Annotated in this window: 17 protein-coding genes; all 17 read left to right on the top strand. The window is 45.5% G+C overall.

The window, feature by feature from the left end; all coding sequences use genetic code 11:
* The first annotated feature begins 6 nt into the window (after positions 1 to 6).
* The 17 genes from EST42_RS00840 (at position 7) to EST42_RS00760 (ending at position 15,604) form a co-directional block, all read left to right on the top strand.
* Entirely contained in the window at positions 7 to 456 is a 450-nt protein-coding gene (locus EST42_RS00840) for a cell division protein SepF (RefSeq protein WP_134643793.1), read from the top strand.
* Positions 457 to 467: 11 nt separating this feature from the next.
* On the top strand, positions 468 to 728 hold the full coding sequence (locus EST42_RS00835) for a YggT family protein (RefSeq protein WP_099087535.1): 261 nt from the start codon (positions 468 to 470) through the stop codon (positions 726 to 728).
* 13 nt (positions 729 to 741) lie between these two features.
* Positions 742 to 1,527: a YlmH family RNA-binding protein gene (locus EST42_RS00830; RefSeq protein ID WP_134643792.1), complete on the top strand. Its 786-nt coding sequence runs from the start codon at positions 742 to 744 to the stop codon at positions 1,525 to 1,527.
* A 14-nt stretch (positions 1,528 to 1,541) separates the two neighbouring features.
* Positions 1,542 to 2,177, top strand: coding sequence for a DivIVA domain-containing protein (locus EST42_RS00825; protein ID WP_134643791.1), 636 nt, complete (start codon positions 1,542 to 1,544; stop codon positions 2,175 to 2,177).
* A gap of 296 nt (positions 2,178 to 2,473) precedes the next feature.
* Positions 2,474 to 5,263 (top strand): isoleucine--tRNA ligase, encoded by a 2,790-nt coding sequence (gene ileS / locus EST42_RS00820; protein ID WP_134643790.1) that lies wholly within the window; start codon positions 2,474 to 2,476, stop codon positions 5,261 to 5,263.
* Positions 5,264 to 5,619: 356 nt separating this feature from the next.
* Positions 5,620 to 6,282: a histidine phosphatase family protein gene (locus EST42_RS00815; protein WP_134643789.1), complete on the top strand. Its 663-nt coding sequence runs from the start codon at positions 5,620 to 5,622 to the stop codon at positions 6,280 to 6,282.
* 20 nt (positions 6,283 to 6,302) lie between these two features.
* Positions 6,303 to 6,968: a tetratricopeptide repeat protein gene (locus tag EST42_RS00810; RefSeq protein WP_134643788.1), complete on the top strand. Its 666-nt coding sequence runs from the start codon at positions 6,303 to 6,305 to the stop codon at positions 6,966 to 6,968.
* On the top strand, positions 6,952 to 9,501 hold the full coding sequence (recD2, locus tag EST42_RS00805; RefSeq protein ID WP_134643787.1) for an SF1B family DNA helicase RecD2: 2,550 nt from the start codon (positions 6,952 to 6,954) through the stop codon (positions 9,499 to 9,501). Before EST42_RS00810 ends, recD2 begins: the two co-directional genes overlap by 17 nt.
* A 73-nt stretch (positions 9,502 to 9,574) precedes the next feature.
* A complete protein-coding gene (locus EST42_RS00800) occupies positions 9,575 to 10,297 on the top strand; it encodes a YebC/PmpR family DNA-binding transcriptional regulator (RefSeq protein ID WP_134643786.1) in 723 nt (240 codons plus the stop codon).
* A gap of 278 nt (positions 10,298 to 10,575) precedes the next feature.
* Positions 10,576 to 12,027, top strand: a complete 1,452-nt coding sequence (locus EST42_RS00795) for an NCS2 family permease (protein ID WP_134643785.1) — start codon at positions 10,576 to 10,578, stop codon at positions 12,025 to 12,027.
* A 133-nt stretch (positions 12,028 to 12,160) separates the two neighbouring features.
* The gene (gene comGA / locus EST42_RS00790) at positions 12,161 to 13,090 is read left to right on the top strand and encodes a competence type IV pilus ATPase ComGA (RefSeq protein ID WP_134643784.1); all 930 of its coding nucleotides are present in this window, start codon (positions 12,161 to 12,163) and stop codon (positions 13,088 to 13,090) included.
* Positions 13,053 to 14,051, top strand: a complete 999-nt coding sequence (locus tag EST42_RS00785; RefSeq protein ID WP_134643783.1) for a type II secretion system F family protein — start codon at positions 13,053 to 13,055, stop codon at positions 14,049 to 14,051. Before comGA ends, EST42_RS00785 begins: the two co-directional genes overlap by 38 nt.
* Positions 14,045 to 14,356, top strand: a complete 312-nt coding sequence (locus EST42_RS00780; RefSeq protein ID WP_134643782.1) for a prepilin-type N-terminal cleavage/methylation domain-containing protein — start codon at positions 14,045 to 14,047, stop codon at positions 14,354 to 14,356. Before EST42_RS00785 ends, EST42_RS00780 begins: the two co-directional genes overlap by 7 nt.
* Positions 14,346 to 14,741 (top strand): hypothetical protein, encoded by a 396-nt coding sequence (locus EST42_RS00775; protein WP_134643781.1) that lies wholly within the window; start codon positions 14,346 to 14,348, stop codon positions 14,739 to 14,741. Before EST42_RS00780 ends, EST42_RS00775 begins: the two co-directional genes overlap by 11 nt.
* Positions 14,725 to 14,925, top strand: a complete 201-nt coding sequence (locus EST42_RS00770; protein ID WP_134643780.1) for a hypothetical protein — start codon at positions 14,725 to 14,727, stop codon at positions 14,923 to 14,925. Before EST42_RS00775 ends, EST42_RS00770 begins: the two co-directional genes overlap by 17 nt.
* Complete coding sequence (locus tag EST42_RS00765; RefSeq protein ID WP_167711013.1) at positions 14,898 to 15,323, top strand: hypothetical protein; 426 nt, start codon at positions 14,898 to 14,900, stop codon at positions 15,321 to 15,323. Before EST42_RS00770 ends, EST42_RS00765 begins: the two co-directional genes overlap by 28 nt.
* Positions 15,320 to 15,604 carry a hypothetical protein gene (locus EST42_RS00760; RefSeq protein ID WP_134643778.1) on the top strand — a complete coding sequence of 95 codons (285 nt, stop codon included), beginning with the start codon at positions 15,320 to 15,322 and terminating at the stop codon, positions 15,602 to 15,604. Before EST42_RS00765 ends, EST42_RS00760 begins: the two co-directional genes overlap by 4 nt.
* Positions 15,605 to 15,614 lie beyond the last annotated feature (10 nt).

The following is a 15,614-nucleotide window of genomic DNA, read 5'->3' as shown; positions in this document are numbered from 1 at the left end:
CTGACAATGGCATTTAAGTTCAAGGAATTTTTCGGGGTGGATAACTACTACGAAGAAGAGGTACCTGAAGAGCAATATTCTGAGGATACGGCACAAGGGTCTGCTGCACCAACAGCGACTTCAAATGCAACCCGTCCGACTGCTGCCCGTCGTCCTAATGTTTTGAAGATGGATGGCTCACGAAGCGAAACGTCAAAAATCGCACTGTACGAGCCACGCACATATGCAGATGCCCAAACGATTGCTACGCAACTGTTGGCAGGTGAAGCAGTGATTGTTAACCTTGGATCGATTGATGAGAATACTGGTAAGCGTGTGTTGGACTACCTTGGTGGAACGGCATTTGCGGTTGATGGTATTATCGAACGTGTTGGTGAACGCATTTTCCTTGCGACACCACATAATTTTGAGATTTCTGGTACCATCTCACAAAACTTAGGACAACAGTTCAATTAATAGGTGATAATATGGTTGCAATCTTTTTACTTTTGAGTTTGATTCTACGAGCCTTGGAATTTGTGATTCTTATCTGGGTTTTGATGTCTTGGTTGCCAGGTGCACAACAATCTGCGCTGGGTCAATTTTTGGGTATGATTGCCGGAGTTATTTTAGATCCACTACGTCGTTTTATTCCACGCACGGGATTTATTGATTTCACACCTTTGGCCGGGTTATTGCTTTTGCAAGCAGCTCAAGTTGGATTGCAAGCAATTGCACGAATGATATAAAAGAAGAAACGATATGGCAGATAATGTAGCACAGCATTTCCGCCCGAGTGAAGCCGCGTTTCTTGATGTAGCGCAAGGCTTAATTCGTCAGGCTCTGGATGAGTATCGTCCAGTCCTGACGAATTTTTTAAACCCGAGGCAGAGATATATTATTGAGACGCTAGTTAATCAGAACGACGACTTAAAATGGCAGCACGAAGGTGGTTATGCGGATGCTGAAAGTGCTCGAACAGTTATCGCACCTGCGTATTATGATATTCAGCAAAGTGATTTTGGACTTGCCGTAATTGCAATTAATTATCCGCAAAAATTTGCTGAATTACATCACAGTACTATTTTGGGCACGTTAATGAATAATGGCATTACACGTGACAGTATCGGTGATATTATTAGTGGTGAAGAGGGAGCGTGGCACTTTTTGACGACAGTGCCAATGGCGACCTACATTCAAGCCACTATGGATTATATTGGCAAAACAAAGGTGCGTTTTGAGACGGCCTCTCTGACAGATATTAGTGCCCCAATTGAGGAATGGACTGAAATTGATACAACAGTTTCGTCCTTACGACTAGATACACTGGTAGCTAATGGGTATAATGTCTCTAGGACGCATGCAAAAGAGTTGATTGAACGTGGTCAAGTTCGTGTAAACTGGACTGACGTGGACCGTCCAGACTTTGTCTTAGCGGTAAATGATTTGGTTTCCGTCCGCCACTTTGGTCGACTGAAATTAGTTGCCGAGAACGGCATGACAAAAAAAGATAAATGGCGAGTGTCACTCGCTGTGATGAAGAAATAGATTGGAGAAAGCACATGGCATTGACCCCACAAGAGATTCACGCGAAGGAATTCACAACAAAAAGTAACAAATGGTACGATAAGGCCGAAGTTTCAGAATTTTTGGACCGTATCGTAACTGATTACGATGGTATGATGCAAGAGAATCAAACGTTGAAGACACAATTGGCTGAAGCAGATGCCAACGCTAAGCAAGTTGAAGAGATGAAGCAATCTGTTAACTCATCAATTTTGATTGCGCAAGAAGCCGCTGATCGTTTGAAGAAGCAAACAGAGGCTGAAGCTGAAGCAACGTTGCAACAAGCTCAAGCTGAAGCACAAAAGATTGTTATGGAAGCAAACGCGAAGGCCAATGCTTTGTTGACTGAGTCACAAACTAAGAACGAAAAGTTGGTTGCTGAAAAGGATGCTTTGGACAAGGACATGGGTGCCTTTAAGACCAAGATTGAAGGTCTATTGCAGGCACAAATGGATTTGATTAAGACTGATGATTGGGCTGCGTTCCAAAAGCCAGCCGCGGACCAAGTGCCATCAGCATCATCTGCTCCGGTTGCACCAACATCAGCAGCCGCTGATAGTTCAGAAGTAGAAACGGTTGTTATCTTCCCTGAATCAGCAGAAAACAACGAAAACTTCTTGAATAAGGACTAATTTTTCGTTATCATGTAAACATGGTTTCTTGACCAAACGGTAAGGTGTATTCCAAACAGCGACCTAGAATTAACCCGGTGAGAGTCTAGGATGGTGACGCACTTTGCTTATCAGCAAGAAAGTTTTTTAATCAAATACACAGAAGAGGCGGCAGTTTGCCGTGAATTCGGGTGGTACCACGTTGACATGACGTCCCGCATTGGCTAGTGATAGCCGGTGCGGGATTTTTTAGTTTCAGGATAAGCCGCATGTCAACGCGGTAGCACTTGGATTGAAAAAGAAAGGATTGCGCTTTTATGAAGATGAAGCAAACCTTGAACCTAGGAAAGACAAAGTTTCCAATGCGTGGTAACCTACCACAAACTGAGTTACAACGTGAAAACATCTGGTTCGAGAACAAGGTCTATGAGCAACGTCAAAAGATGAACGAAGGTAAGCCATCATTTATGCTTCACGATGGTCCGCCATATGCGAACGGAAATATTCACATTGGACACGCCATGAACAAAATTTCTAAGGATATCATTGTTCGTTACAAGTCAATGAATGGTTTCTACGCCCCATTTGTTCCTGGTTGGGATACGCACGGGTTGCCAATTGAACAACAATTGACGAAGGCTGGTAAGGATCGCAAGGCAGTTGGCCCAGTTATCTGGCGTAAGATGGCCGAAGAATTTGCGCGTAAGCAAGTTAAGACACAAATGGCCGACTTCAAGCGTTTGGGAATTTCAGCAGACTGGGATAACCCATACTTGACGTTGTTGCCTGAATTTGAAGCTGCCCAATTGCGTGTATTCGGTGAGATGGCTAAGAAGAACTTGATTTACCGTGGTAAGAAGCCTGTTTTCTGGTCATGGTCATCAGAGTCTGCTTTGGCAATGGCAGAAATTGAGTACCACGACATCGAGTCAGACACGGCGTTCTTCTCAGAGCGCGTTAAGGACGGTAAGGGCTTGTTGGATAACGACACGTACTTCATCGCCTGGACGACGACTCCTTGGACGGTACCAGCTTCACAAGCTTTGGCTTTGAACGCTGATTTCGAATACTCACAAATTCAACCAAAGGGTTCAGATAAGAAGTACATCGTTGCTTCAGCTTTGTTGGCTGCCGTTGCGTCTAAGTTCGGCTGGGACGAGTACGAAGTTGTCGCAACCTTTACCGGTAAGGACCTTGAAATGGTGACAACTGAGCACCCATTCATGGACCGCGAAATTTTGGTTGTTAACGCTGATTATGTGACGGCTGACGCCGGTACTGGTGCGGTTCACACGGCCCCAGGGTTTGGTGAAGATGACTTTGCTACCGGTCAACGTTACAACCTGCCAGTTATCATGAACGTTGATGACCAAGGTAAGATGACGGCCGAAGCTGGTTCTGACTTTGAAGGGGTCTTCTACCAAGATGCTGACAAGGTATCATTGCAAAAGCTTGAAGAAGCTGATGCGTTGATCTTGTACGAACCAGTTGTGCACAGCTACCCATTTGACTGGCGTACTAAGAAGCCAGTTATCTTCCGTGCGGTGCCACAATGGTTTGCTTCAATCGATAGCTTCCGTCAAGATATTTTGGATGCATTGGACAATGTTAAGTTCCAGCCAGAATGGGGTAAGAAGCGTTTGTACAACATGATCCGCGACCGTGGCGACTGGGTTATTTCACGTCAACGTGTTTGGGGTGTGCCATTGCCAATCTTCTATGCTGAAGATGGTACGGCCATTGTTGACCCTGAAATCATCGACCACATCGCTGACTTGGTAGCCGAGCATGGTTCAAACGTTTGGTTCGAACGTGAGGCTAAGGACTTGTTGCCAGAAGGTTACTCAAACGAGCACTCACCAAATGGCGAATTTACCAAGGAAACGGACATCATGGACGTTTGGTTCGATTCAGGAACTTCACACCAAGGTGTCATGGCCACACGTCCAAACCTAAGCTTCCCAGAAGATTTGGTTTTGGAAGGTTCTGACCAATACCGTGGTTGGTTCAACTCATCATTGATTACAGGCGTTGCTGTAACAGGTAAGGCACCATACAAGTCAGTCTTGTCACAAGGATTTGTCTTGGACGGAAATGGCGAGAAGATGTCTAAGTCATTGGGCAACATCATTTCACCCAACGAAGTGGTGAAGGAAATGGGAGCTGAAATTATCCGTCTGTGGGTAACGTCAGTTGACTCATCAGCCGATGTACGCGTGTCAATGGACTTGTTGTCACAAACATCTGAAACATACCGTAAGATTCGTAACACGATGCGTTTCTTGTTGGCTAACACAGCTGACTTTGATCCAAAGACTGATACAATTGCCTTTGATGATTTGGTCGCAGCTGACCAATACTTCTACGCCCGCTTTAACAAGTTGGTTGCTGACATCAAGGCTGCCTACGACGTGTACGACTTCCAAGCAGTCAACAAGTTGGTTATCAACTTTATTAACGTCGACCTGTCAGCGTTCTACTTGGACTTTGCTAAGGACATCTTGTATGTTGAAGCACCTAAGGGACACGCTCGTCGTTCATTGCAAACAGTCTTGTACAAGGTCTTGGTTGACTTGGACAAGTTGTTGTTGCCAATCTTGCCACACACGGCTGAAGAAATCTTCGAGTACCTTGAGCACGAAGATGACGACTTTGCTTACTTGACTGAGATGCCAGTTGTTGCAGACATTGCAAATGCTGATGAATTGATGGCTAAGTGGTCAGAATTCATGACGTTACGCGATGCCGTTAACAAGGCTTTGGAAGTTGCCCGTGACGCGAAGTTGATTGGTAAGCCAGCCGAAGCAGCGGTAACGTTGTTCTTGACTGACGACCAAAAGGCTTGGTTGGATTCATTGGAACAAGATGTTCGTGTCTTGTTGCTTGTTTCTCAATTGCATGTAGCATTAGCTGAGGAAGCTGATGATGCAACTGACTTTGATGGTTACAAGATTGCGGTTGCTCACGCAGAAGGTGAAGAGTCACCACGCGATCGGATGTACCACACTGATTTGGGTGCCGATCCTGACTTCCCAATGTTGTCAGCACACGAAGCACAAATCGTTCGCGAAAACTTCCCTGAGGCTTTGACTGAAGGTTTGGAGTAATTCACGATTAAACAAAAATTATATCGATAACAGAAAACGCCGAGAGATTTTGTCTCTCGGCGTTTTTACGTCTATAATGGAGGGTATATAGTTTGGTGTGTATGTGTTCTCCCCAGTAAACGGAGTGATTGGCTCCTTCTTCAGGCACGCTAACATGTGGTAGTAGCACTTAGCGGTTTTACCGTTTAGTGCTACCAGGGGTAAAGGTGTACGCGGCAAAGTCGTGGACTTCGCCCGCCACTATTTTGACACACCTCGTTTAGCGTGACAAAAGAAAAACCAGCCACTCGACGAAACGCGTCGACACACAACACTAATTAACATACATAACGAATTCAAGACAAGGAGACCAAAGCATGACGAAGCTATACTTCATCCGCCACGGTAAAACAGAATGGAATGCCGAAGGACGTTTTCAAGGAGCAGGTGGTGATTCACCTCTATTGCCAGAATCATACGACCAAATTATGATGCTGGGTCGCCACTTACATGATGTAAAATTTGCGCACGCTTTTGCTAGTCCAATCAAGCGGGCGCGTATTACAGCTGAAGAAACACTAGCTCTTTTAGATGAAAGGCCCGAGCTAACGTTTATGGATGGCTTGAAGGAGTTTTCGTTTGGTGTCTGGGAAGGCAAGACATTTGCGGACGTCCAAGCTGGCTGGTATGACATGTATGATGCTTCGCGCAATCACCCGGAAAAGTTTGACGCTGCGCAGGTGCCAGGGGCGGAATCATTTGAAAGTGTGCAAGCGCGTTTCCGCCAGGCAGTCGAAGCAGCGGTAACTGAATATGGTGGTGAAGGGGTTAACCTGGTTTTCTTTAGTCACGGTGCGGCCTTAACGACCGGTATGGGTGGCTTGACGGGGATTCCATTGGCCGACTTACGGGCGCGTGGGGGCTTAGGTAACACTAGTACCTCAATTTTAGAGACGGCGGATGGTAAAACATTTACCGAATTATCACGCAACGATACAAGTTATTTGGGTGTCAGCAGTGATGCCTCAAATACAATTTAAGAGACGAAGGAACTAGATAGATGACGCAACCAGAAAATGCAGCACAAGCGGATATGGCACGCTTGGTCGCCGAAATTAACGCTAACCCAAATAACTGGCAAGCCTATGCAGACTTGGTGGCTGTTTTGGTTGCAACCGAAAACCTGATTGAAGCCGAGGATTTGGCCCTCAAAAGCTTGGGGCTCTTCCAGGCGAATGATGAAGCTTTGCAAAACTTGTTGTACGCCACAGGCAATGTGTATTACGTCGCGGGTGATTATCAACGGGCAAATGATTTCTTTGGCAAAATTACTGATTTAGCTATTTTGCATGATGCAACTGTGATGCAGGCACAAGGTTGGTACGCCCAAAACCAATTCCAAAAGGCATTAGTTTATGCTTTGACAGCCGTTGAGCAACAGCCAGAAGATACCGGTGCGCAAGTCTTATTAGGTAACATCTGGCTAGGCTTGCAACATGAATCGAAAGCAGCCGAAGCCTTTGATGCGGCAATCCACGTTGATCCAATGAATTTTGAGGCAAATTTTGGCCGTGGGGTTATTGCAACCGCCAAAGGTGATCAAGACAATCAATGGTTGTCAACGGCTCAAATGATTGATTTGCAACGCTATCAGGCACAAGCACAACGATTAGATGAAATCGTTCAATTACTATCAGGGAGCCGATTAGATGGAGAATCAGACTAGTTTGTTCGACGGGCCAAATCCAACGGATGAGCAACCTACCGTTTCTGGCCAAGTTAAGAATATTCTTTTCGCAGCTCAGGATTCATTTTATAAAGTGATGATTGTCGAAGTTACTGACCTGAATTTTGACTATGATGATACTGAAATTACGGTCACTGGTAGCTTTGGTGATATTCAAATTGGTGCCAGTTATGAATTTAAAGGGCGTTTAACAACCCATGCCCGTTATGGCACGCAGTTCGCAGCGCAAAATTATCAGCGACAAGCAGCCAGCACGACGTCAGGGTTAGTCGCCTATTTGTCAGGTGACCAATTTCCAGGTGTTGGTAAATCAACGGCCACAAAGATTGTGGATGAACTCGGCATACAAGCGGTTGATTTGATTCTAGAAGATCCTGCGGTGCTGACACAAACTGGGATTTCAACGAAGCTGCAAGAAGTCATTGTGAATCAGTTACAACAATCTGATGGCATGGAACGAGCGATTATCGCGCTAAATGATTATGGATTTGGTTCGGCGTTGTCTACGGCTATTTATCAAAAGTATCAGCAACAAACGCTGCAAATTTTAAAGACAGATCCCTACCAAATGGTGATTGATATTGATGGTGTATCATTTGCTCGTATTGATCGTTTGGCTACCCAACAAGGTATCGATGCCTTGGACGCCCGTCGCATTCAGGCGGGCGTTATTGCGGCAATTAATCAAGCGACGTTCGACTCTGGTGATACGTACATGCAAGTTGAAGCGTTATTGCAGGCAACACAACAAATTTTGGAACGGGCACAGAATGCTCGTGTAGATGTGGCTTTAATTAAGCGAGCGTTGTTAACCCTTACTTCAGACGGGGTGGTTATTGCCGATGGACAAAATTTATATGTAAAAGCGTTGTTCGAAGCAGAGCGTGAAATTGCGCAGAAGCTAGTGCGCCTGACGCAACGTAAAGCGGGTGAGTATGCCCGTAAAGATGTCGTGCAGTACTTAACTGAAGTGGAAGAAGAGAATCCATTTCCATATGATGATGTCCAACGAGAAGCGATGATTGCTGCGTTAACCAGTAATTTGTTTATTTTAACGGGTGGACCAGGAACTGGTAAAACAACCATTATTAATGGTGTTGTGGCAACTTTAAAGAAGTTACTGCAAGCCGAAGGGATGAAATGGGATGAGATTGAGACCAGTATTCGTCTGGCCGCGCCAACTGGTCGGGCAGCGAAGCGTCTCTCGGAATCAACCGGGATGCCTGCATCAACGATTCACCGATTATTGGGGATTAATGGTCGTGAAGATTTGGATGAGATTGATATCGAAGAATTGTCAGGTTGTTTGTTAGTCATTGACGAGATGTCGATGGTGGATACGCAGCTGTTTGATTTACTATTACGCGGTATCCCAGGCGGCATGCAAGTTATTTTGGTTGGGGACAAAGACCAGCTGCCGTCTGTTGGCCCCGGTCGCGTCTTTTATGACTTGTTAGCGAGTGGCTTGTTGAATTACCGTGAGTTGGAGACGATTCACCGGCAGGGTAAAGGGTCAACAATCGTTGCATTGGCGAGTGCCATTCGTGCCGGTCAGTTGCCAGAAGATTTTACGGTGCGACAACCAGATCGGTCATTCTTTCCAGCGCAAACGACGCAAGTACCACGACTAATTGAGCAGATTGCAACGAGCTGGAAAGAAAAAGGCAATTCGGTCGCAGATATGCAGATTTTGGCACCGATGTATAAAACACCAGCGGGCGTGTATAATTTGAATGCAGTTGCCCAAGAAATCTTCAATCCGATGACCCCTAAAAAGCGGGAAATCAACATTAAATTAGGTGATTTATCGTTTAGTTTCCGCGTCGGTGATAAAGTGATGCAGACGGCAAATGATCCGGAACACAATGTCTTTAACGGTGACATTGGATATATTACTAGTATTATGTTGGCCAAGGATAAGGCGAATGAAGATAATACGGATAATATTACGGTGGCTTTTGACACGGGGGAAGTTGAGTATACGCGCCAGGACTGGAACCAATTGACGTTGGCGTATGCAACGACCATTCACAAGGCACAGGGTGCCGAGTATAAGCTGGTCATTATGCCTTTGGTTAATGCTTTCTCCCGCATGTTACAACGTAATTTGTTGTATACGGGATTAACACGAGCAAGTGAGTCATTGGTGCTGATTGGGGATGTGAGTGCCTATCAGCGTGCGGCTGTGACGGAAGGCGTTAATCGGCAGACGACTTTGCAGGAACGGTTGCAACAAGCCGAAGCGGGACAACTACCTGAAACGCTAGATGACCACGCCTCAATAGCAACTCTAAATCAACAGCCACTGGCAGTTGATCCAACGGCGGAAGTGGGTGATGAAGAGAATACGGTCGATGATTCGCCGGCAGTCAATGAAATTGTTCAGGCAGTTGCCGACACCGAGGATGATATCCTAACAATTGCACAAATTACCGCTGAAACAATTGATCCCAATATTGGCATGGCTGATTTAACGCCGTATGACTTTATGTCAGCCGAGAATATGCTATAATTCTACTAGTCAAGCACAGACAATGTGTGATAAAATTAATCGATAAATTTTCGAATGAAAAGGGGTTTCTGAAATGTCAGGACACAGTAAGTGGCATAACATTCAAGGACGTAAGAACGCCCAAGACGCAAAGCGTGGTAAGATCTTCCAAAAGCTTGCCCGCGATTTGTACACGGCAGCTAAGGCCGGTGGTGTAGATCCAGATTCAAACGCAGGTTTGCGTTTGGTTGTCGACAAGGCTAAGGCAGCTAACATGCCCAAGGATAACATCCAACGTGCCTTGGATAAGGCTTCTGGTGCCGGTGGCGCTAACTACCAAGAGTTGACGTACGAAGGTTACGGACCAGCTGGTGTAGCTGTTTTGGTCCAAGCGTTGACTGATAACATTAACCGTACGGCTGCCTCAGTTCGTTCAACGTTCAAGCACTTCGGTGGTGAATTGGGAACGACTGGATCAGTTTCATTCCAATTCGATCGTAAGGGATACATCGAAATCGAGCGTAACGAAGATAACGATATTGATGAGGATCAATTGTTCGAAGACATGTTGGAGGCTGGTGCTGAAGATATGAAGACTTACGATGACCAATTCGAAATCTACACGGATGCAAAGTCATTCCCTGAAGTACGTGACGCTTTGGAAGCAAAAGGTTACACGTTGGTCAACGATGAAGTCACGATGGTTGCCCAAAACCCAATGGCAGTGCCTGAGGATAAGCAAGCATCATTGGCCAGCTTGGTTGATGAACTTGAAGAAAACGATGACGTACAAGCTGTCTTTACGACTGCTGAGTAGTTTTCGTTAAAAAAGGGATGTGGATTTTCCAGTCTCTTTTTTTGTTACCAAATATAACTGTTGACGTTGTGAATAAAAAACGATAAAGTTGTAAGTAATTATTAATATTTGAGTCGTTAACGTGTTTTGCCACAGACTCGGAATTGGGTATCATTTCGATTGCGATGATACCGTTAACGACGCCGGGATATTTGTCTATCTTGGCGTCATTTGTTTTTCCGTATCATTGTGCGAAACTGTCGATGATGCGGAATTTTTTATAGGAGTGAAATGGGTACATGTTAGAACGATTCTTCAAACTGTCTGACAATCACACAAACGTGCGGACAGAAGTCATTGCCGGAATTACAACTTTCGTGGCAATGGGGTATATTATTTTCTTGAATCCGTCAGTGTTGTCGTTAACGGGGATGCCAAGTCAAGGGGTATTCTTAGCAACAATTTTGACAGCTGTTGTTGGTACTTTAATCACAGGATTGTTTGCAAACTTGCCTTACGCGTTGGCACCGTCAATTGGTATGCAAGCCATGTTTACGTACACGATTGTCTTCGGTTTGGGGTATACATGGAAGCAAGCGTTGGGAATGGTATTCCTGGTTGGTCTAGTTGATGTGATTATCACGTTGACGAAAATTCGATCAGCCATTGTTAAAGCAATTCCGGATCAACTTAAGCACGCCATCGCCGCAGGTATTGGGCTGTTTATTGCCTATATTGGGCTTAAGAATGCCGGTTTCTTAAATTTCTTAGTTGACCCGCAAAACATTTTAACCTTGAATAATAAGCCATTTACGGGTGGCGGGGCTAAGATAATTGAAAATATTACGGCAAACGGTAGCACGACGCCAGAAATTGCCACATTTAGCCAGCCCGCTGTCTTGTTGGGACTAATCGGCTTGGTGGTTTTGGTATTGTTGGTGGTCGCCAACGTGCCGGGGGCTTTCTTATTGTCAGTTTTCATTACGACGATTATCGGTATTCCAATGGGCGTCACGAATACGCACATTGATGCAATGGCCTCATTTACATCAACGTTTAAGGACTTTGGTGGTATCTTTGGTCAAGCGCTTGGCCCAGACGGTCTTTGGTCAATGTTCACGTCACCAAAGCACATTTTGATTGTGGTATTAACAGTGTTCTCAATGGGCTTGTCAGGTTTGTTTGATGCAATTGGAACGTTCATTGGTACTGGTATGACAACAGGTATTTTCTCGGAAGCTGACCAGAAGGAGTTCTACGAAGGTAAGGGCTTCAAGTCAAAGATGGACCGCGGGTTGGTTGCAGATACATTTGCGACAATGTTTGCCGGTATCTTTGGTACCTCAAATACAACGACGTTCATTGAAGCCTCAGCCGGCATCAAGGCGGGTGGCCGTACTGGTTTGACATCAGTCGTTGTTGCGATTGGTTTCTTACTTGCAATTATTGCGGCTCCGCTGGTTAATGTCATTCCAACGGCAGCAACTGCACCAATTCTGATCGTTGTTGGTATCATGATGATGAACGAGTTTAAGGCAATCGAGTGGGATGATATTGAAATTGCCATTCCCGCTTTCTTCACGTCGGCATTCATGGCCTTCTCGTACTCAATTTCGTACGGTATTGCGGCTGGCTTTATTTTCTTCGTTGTTATTAAGAGTGCGAAGCGAAAGTTTACTGAAATTAGTCCAATCTTGTGGATTGTGACGATTTTGTTCTTGTTGAACTTCATCTCGTTGGCAGTTAATTAAAAAACTTTTGAAACGCTCTTGCAACTGGTTTTCGTGGTTGCAAGAGCGTTTTTTGTGAATTGAAAAATTGGCTTATCGACTTTTGGAAAAATCGTCAAGCCGTGCCTCTTTATTAGTTGTGAGGAGGTAAGATATGACGACAATTCAGGCGGTATTTAGTAACGCTATTTTCGAGGCAGCGCAACACCAAGCGAGCGATATTTACATTATGCCAAAACAAGACGGCTATCAGGTGTCTTGTTATACGGCGGGTGGGATAGTCCCACTGGATGTGTTAACAGCGGCGGTAGGGGCGGCGTTAATTCGCCATATTAAATTCGAGGCACAAATGGATATCAGTGAAATGCGTCGGCCACAATTGGGGCGATGGACTTATCAAGTTGGTGACCGGCCGCTTCATTTGCGGGTATCCAGTGTTGGTGATTTCCTGAATCGTGAGTCAGTGGTCGTCCGGTTAATCGCCGCGGCCACTGACCGCCAAATTCGATGGGTAGAGACGGCACCAGTGGCTGAACTGACGGCCACGTTAGCGCGCAGACAGGGGTTGGTCTTAATTGCCGGGCAAATGGGCGCCGGTAAAACGACGACTTTGCATTACTTGGCGGGACAGGTACTTCAGAATCAGATGATTTTGACAATCGAAGATCCAGTCGAAATTGTGCAGAGCGAGTACTTACAATTACAGGTTAATCGTGAGGCGGAAATGGATTATGCGACCATGCTACGATTGGCGCTACGTCACCACCCTGATGTGATGATTATTGGTGAGATTCGGGATGCTGAAACGGCACATATCGTCGTCGAAGCGGCCTTGAGTGGCCATTTAATCTTAAGTACTGTTCATGCCATGTCAATAGCTGGCATTTGGTACCGACTGCGGGCGTTCGGTATACCAGCGGCCATTCTTCGCCAAGTTTTGATTGGCTTGGGATATCAAACAATGGTGCATGACACGCACGGTCCAATGGCTGATTTGCAAGTTGCACAGGGAAACAAGTTAGCGACATTATTCCAGGAGGTGAGGGATGAAGAAGCAACAGTGGCCGTTGAAAACGCAAGCTGATTTTTTTGAGTTGCTTGGTCAACTGATTGCGAACGGGTATGCGTTAGAACGGGCTTTGATGACCGTGCAAGGTGTTTTACCCAAACAAAGGTCGGCCTTAATGACGATTGTGGCCGGGTTACATCAAGGTCAACCACTGCATCAGTTACTGGCACCATATGTGCGTCATGAAATTGCGCGCGAATTGGCTTTTGCCAGTGTCCATGGTCGACTATCACAGCTGGTGATGGAAATTGGCCGACGGGAACATCGTCGTTTGAAACAAAGTCAGAAGTTACGACAATTACTACTCTATCCAGTTGTGCTACTGGTGATGCTAGCGGGTTTAATGGTGCTGTTTTGTACGTATCTATTGCCTCAATTACAGCAAATGGGTGCAACTATGCCACAACTGTCCCACTGGGGCGTTGGTTTAAGTGTGGGTGTCTTGACGATTTGCACTATCTGCTGGCTTAGTGAACGAATATGGCGGCGACGTAATTGGCTGGAGCGACTACAGCTATTACAGCGGATACCGTTTATCGGTTCACTGGTGCAACTTTCTATTGGGTATCAGATGAGCTTGCAATTGGGGTTGCTTTTGACGAGTGGGATTGGTTTGGCGACAATCATCAAGCGGAGTGCAACCGCGGATAGTCCAGAATTAATTCGACTACTAGGCACGCAAGCAGAACGTGGCTTACGAGAAGGGCAAGATTTACGGCAAGTTATTCAGTCGATGCCATTATTACCGTCGGAATGTCAGCATCTCTTTGCAAAAGGGAAATCAGAACAGGCAATTGGCGAAGATTTTCAAATTTTGGCACAACGTAAATTTGAACTATTAGAACGCCAAATACAACGTTATTTAATGATTATTCAGCCGGTATGCTTTGCGGTGATTGGTCTAATTGTTATCGGGTTGTATGGTATTATGCTGTTACCAATGTATCGAAATATGGGGGAATTAATGACATGGTAAAGTGCACAAAGCGTCGCGGGTTTACGTTGATTGAAGTGGTGACAACAATTTTTATTATTGGTCTATTAATCTTATTGGTCTTGCCTAATGTGAATAATGTACGTAAGTTCGCTGAACAGAAGCAGCAAACAGCTCTGGTGCAAACGATTCAAACACAGGTAGATCTTTACTTGAGTGAAAATCCAGACAAGGTCGTAAATTTTGGCGATTTACAAACGAACCAGTATTTGTCCGCAGATCAGGTAAAACAGGCGAAAGCTGCAGGAATTGATATTAAAGATAGTCAGGTGTTCCGTGCAAAATAAGCGGGCCGCTTTCACATTAATTGAAGCGGTCGTGGTGTTATGCATTGTCAGTGTGGTTGGTCTATCAGGACAACAGTTGTTGCTTAGCAAGTCAGCAGACGCCTGGGTGACGTTTGAACAACAGTTTGATTTGGCCTATGAAAAGGCACGTCAACGCCAATTGTATATGGGACAAGCATTTGCTGTGATTGCGCAAGGTGATGCCGTATTTGTGGATAATGAACGTGTACCACTTCCGGCGGGATGGTTAGCACGATATCGTATGGTTGAGTGTCGACGTCACTACGTGAAACCAGCCACAATCATGATATGGCATGCAGACCGGGCCAAACCAGTGCGCTTAGTGTTTCAATTTGGTGGAGGTACGTATGAGCTGCAAACGTAACGGAACAATTCTTGCTGAGGCATTGGTGGCTGCACTGATTTTGACCAGTACAACAACTTTAATTATGATGACGGTAAGTTGCTATCAGAAGCAACGACAACAAGAAGAGGCTCGAATCGTGGCCGTTAAACAAGCGTATAAGCAGGAACTTCGAACGTGGTTAAAAGAAAAGCATTCACCTTAGCAGAAACATTGGTAGCCTTAAGCATTATTATCATGTTTGGCTCTCTAATAACGATGGGCACTCGAATACTGCGTCAAACACAAACGCAGGCAGTGCAAACAATGACAACGCAGCGTGTTTTACGGGCTTTGATTATTTTAGAATCGCCAGATGCGGCCTATCAATTGGTGACGTGTCATTCAGATGTGGTTCGCCTACGAAGTCAAACGAAACAACAGGAATACCTACTCCTAGTTAAGCGTCAACGTTTGGTTGTGACGACGATGCATAGCGGGCAAATTGTGTTGTTGAATCAAGTCAAACAAGCAAAGTTTCAACGTCTTAGCGACCGACGCATTGGGATTACGATTTTCTGTACGACGGGTCAAAAAGTATATGAGGAGGTGAGTTTGTATTGAAACATACACGATCAGCGCATATTTTGGGGCACACGTTGGGTATGAGTGGGGTGTTGCTGGGGGCACTGTCTGGCTGGTGTGTGATGCAGTCACACGCCCAACAGTTGCGTCGGGCTGAGTTGTTTTATTGGCAGGGTAAATGCCAGGCATTGGCTTATGTGCGCCAGACGCCTGAAGACCAAGGCAAGTCAACGCAACCGTATCCTCGAATTATTGCAAACTCCAAGTTCCATGATTATGTCTTGGTTGACTGGAATCGGCAGGTCATTATTCCGAAGTGAATTCAACGGC

The sequence above is a fragment of the Weissella cibaria genome (assembly GCF_004521965.1).
In the GTDB taxonomy this organism is placed as follows: Bacteria; Bacillota; Bacilli; order Lactobacillales; family Lactobacillaceae; genus Weissella; species Weissella cibaria_A.
This window is presented reverse-complemented; position numbering and strand designations above follow the sequence as displayed.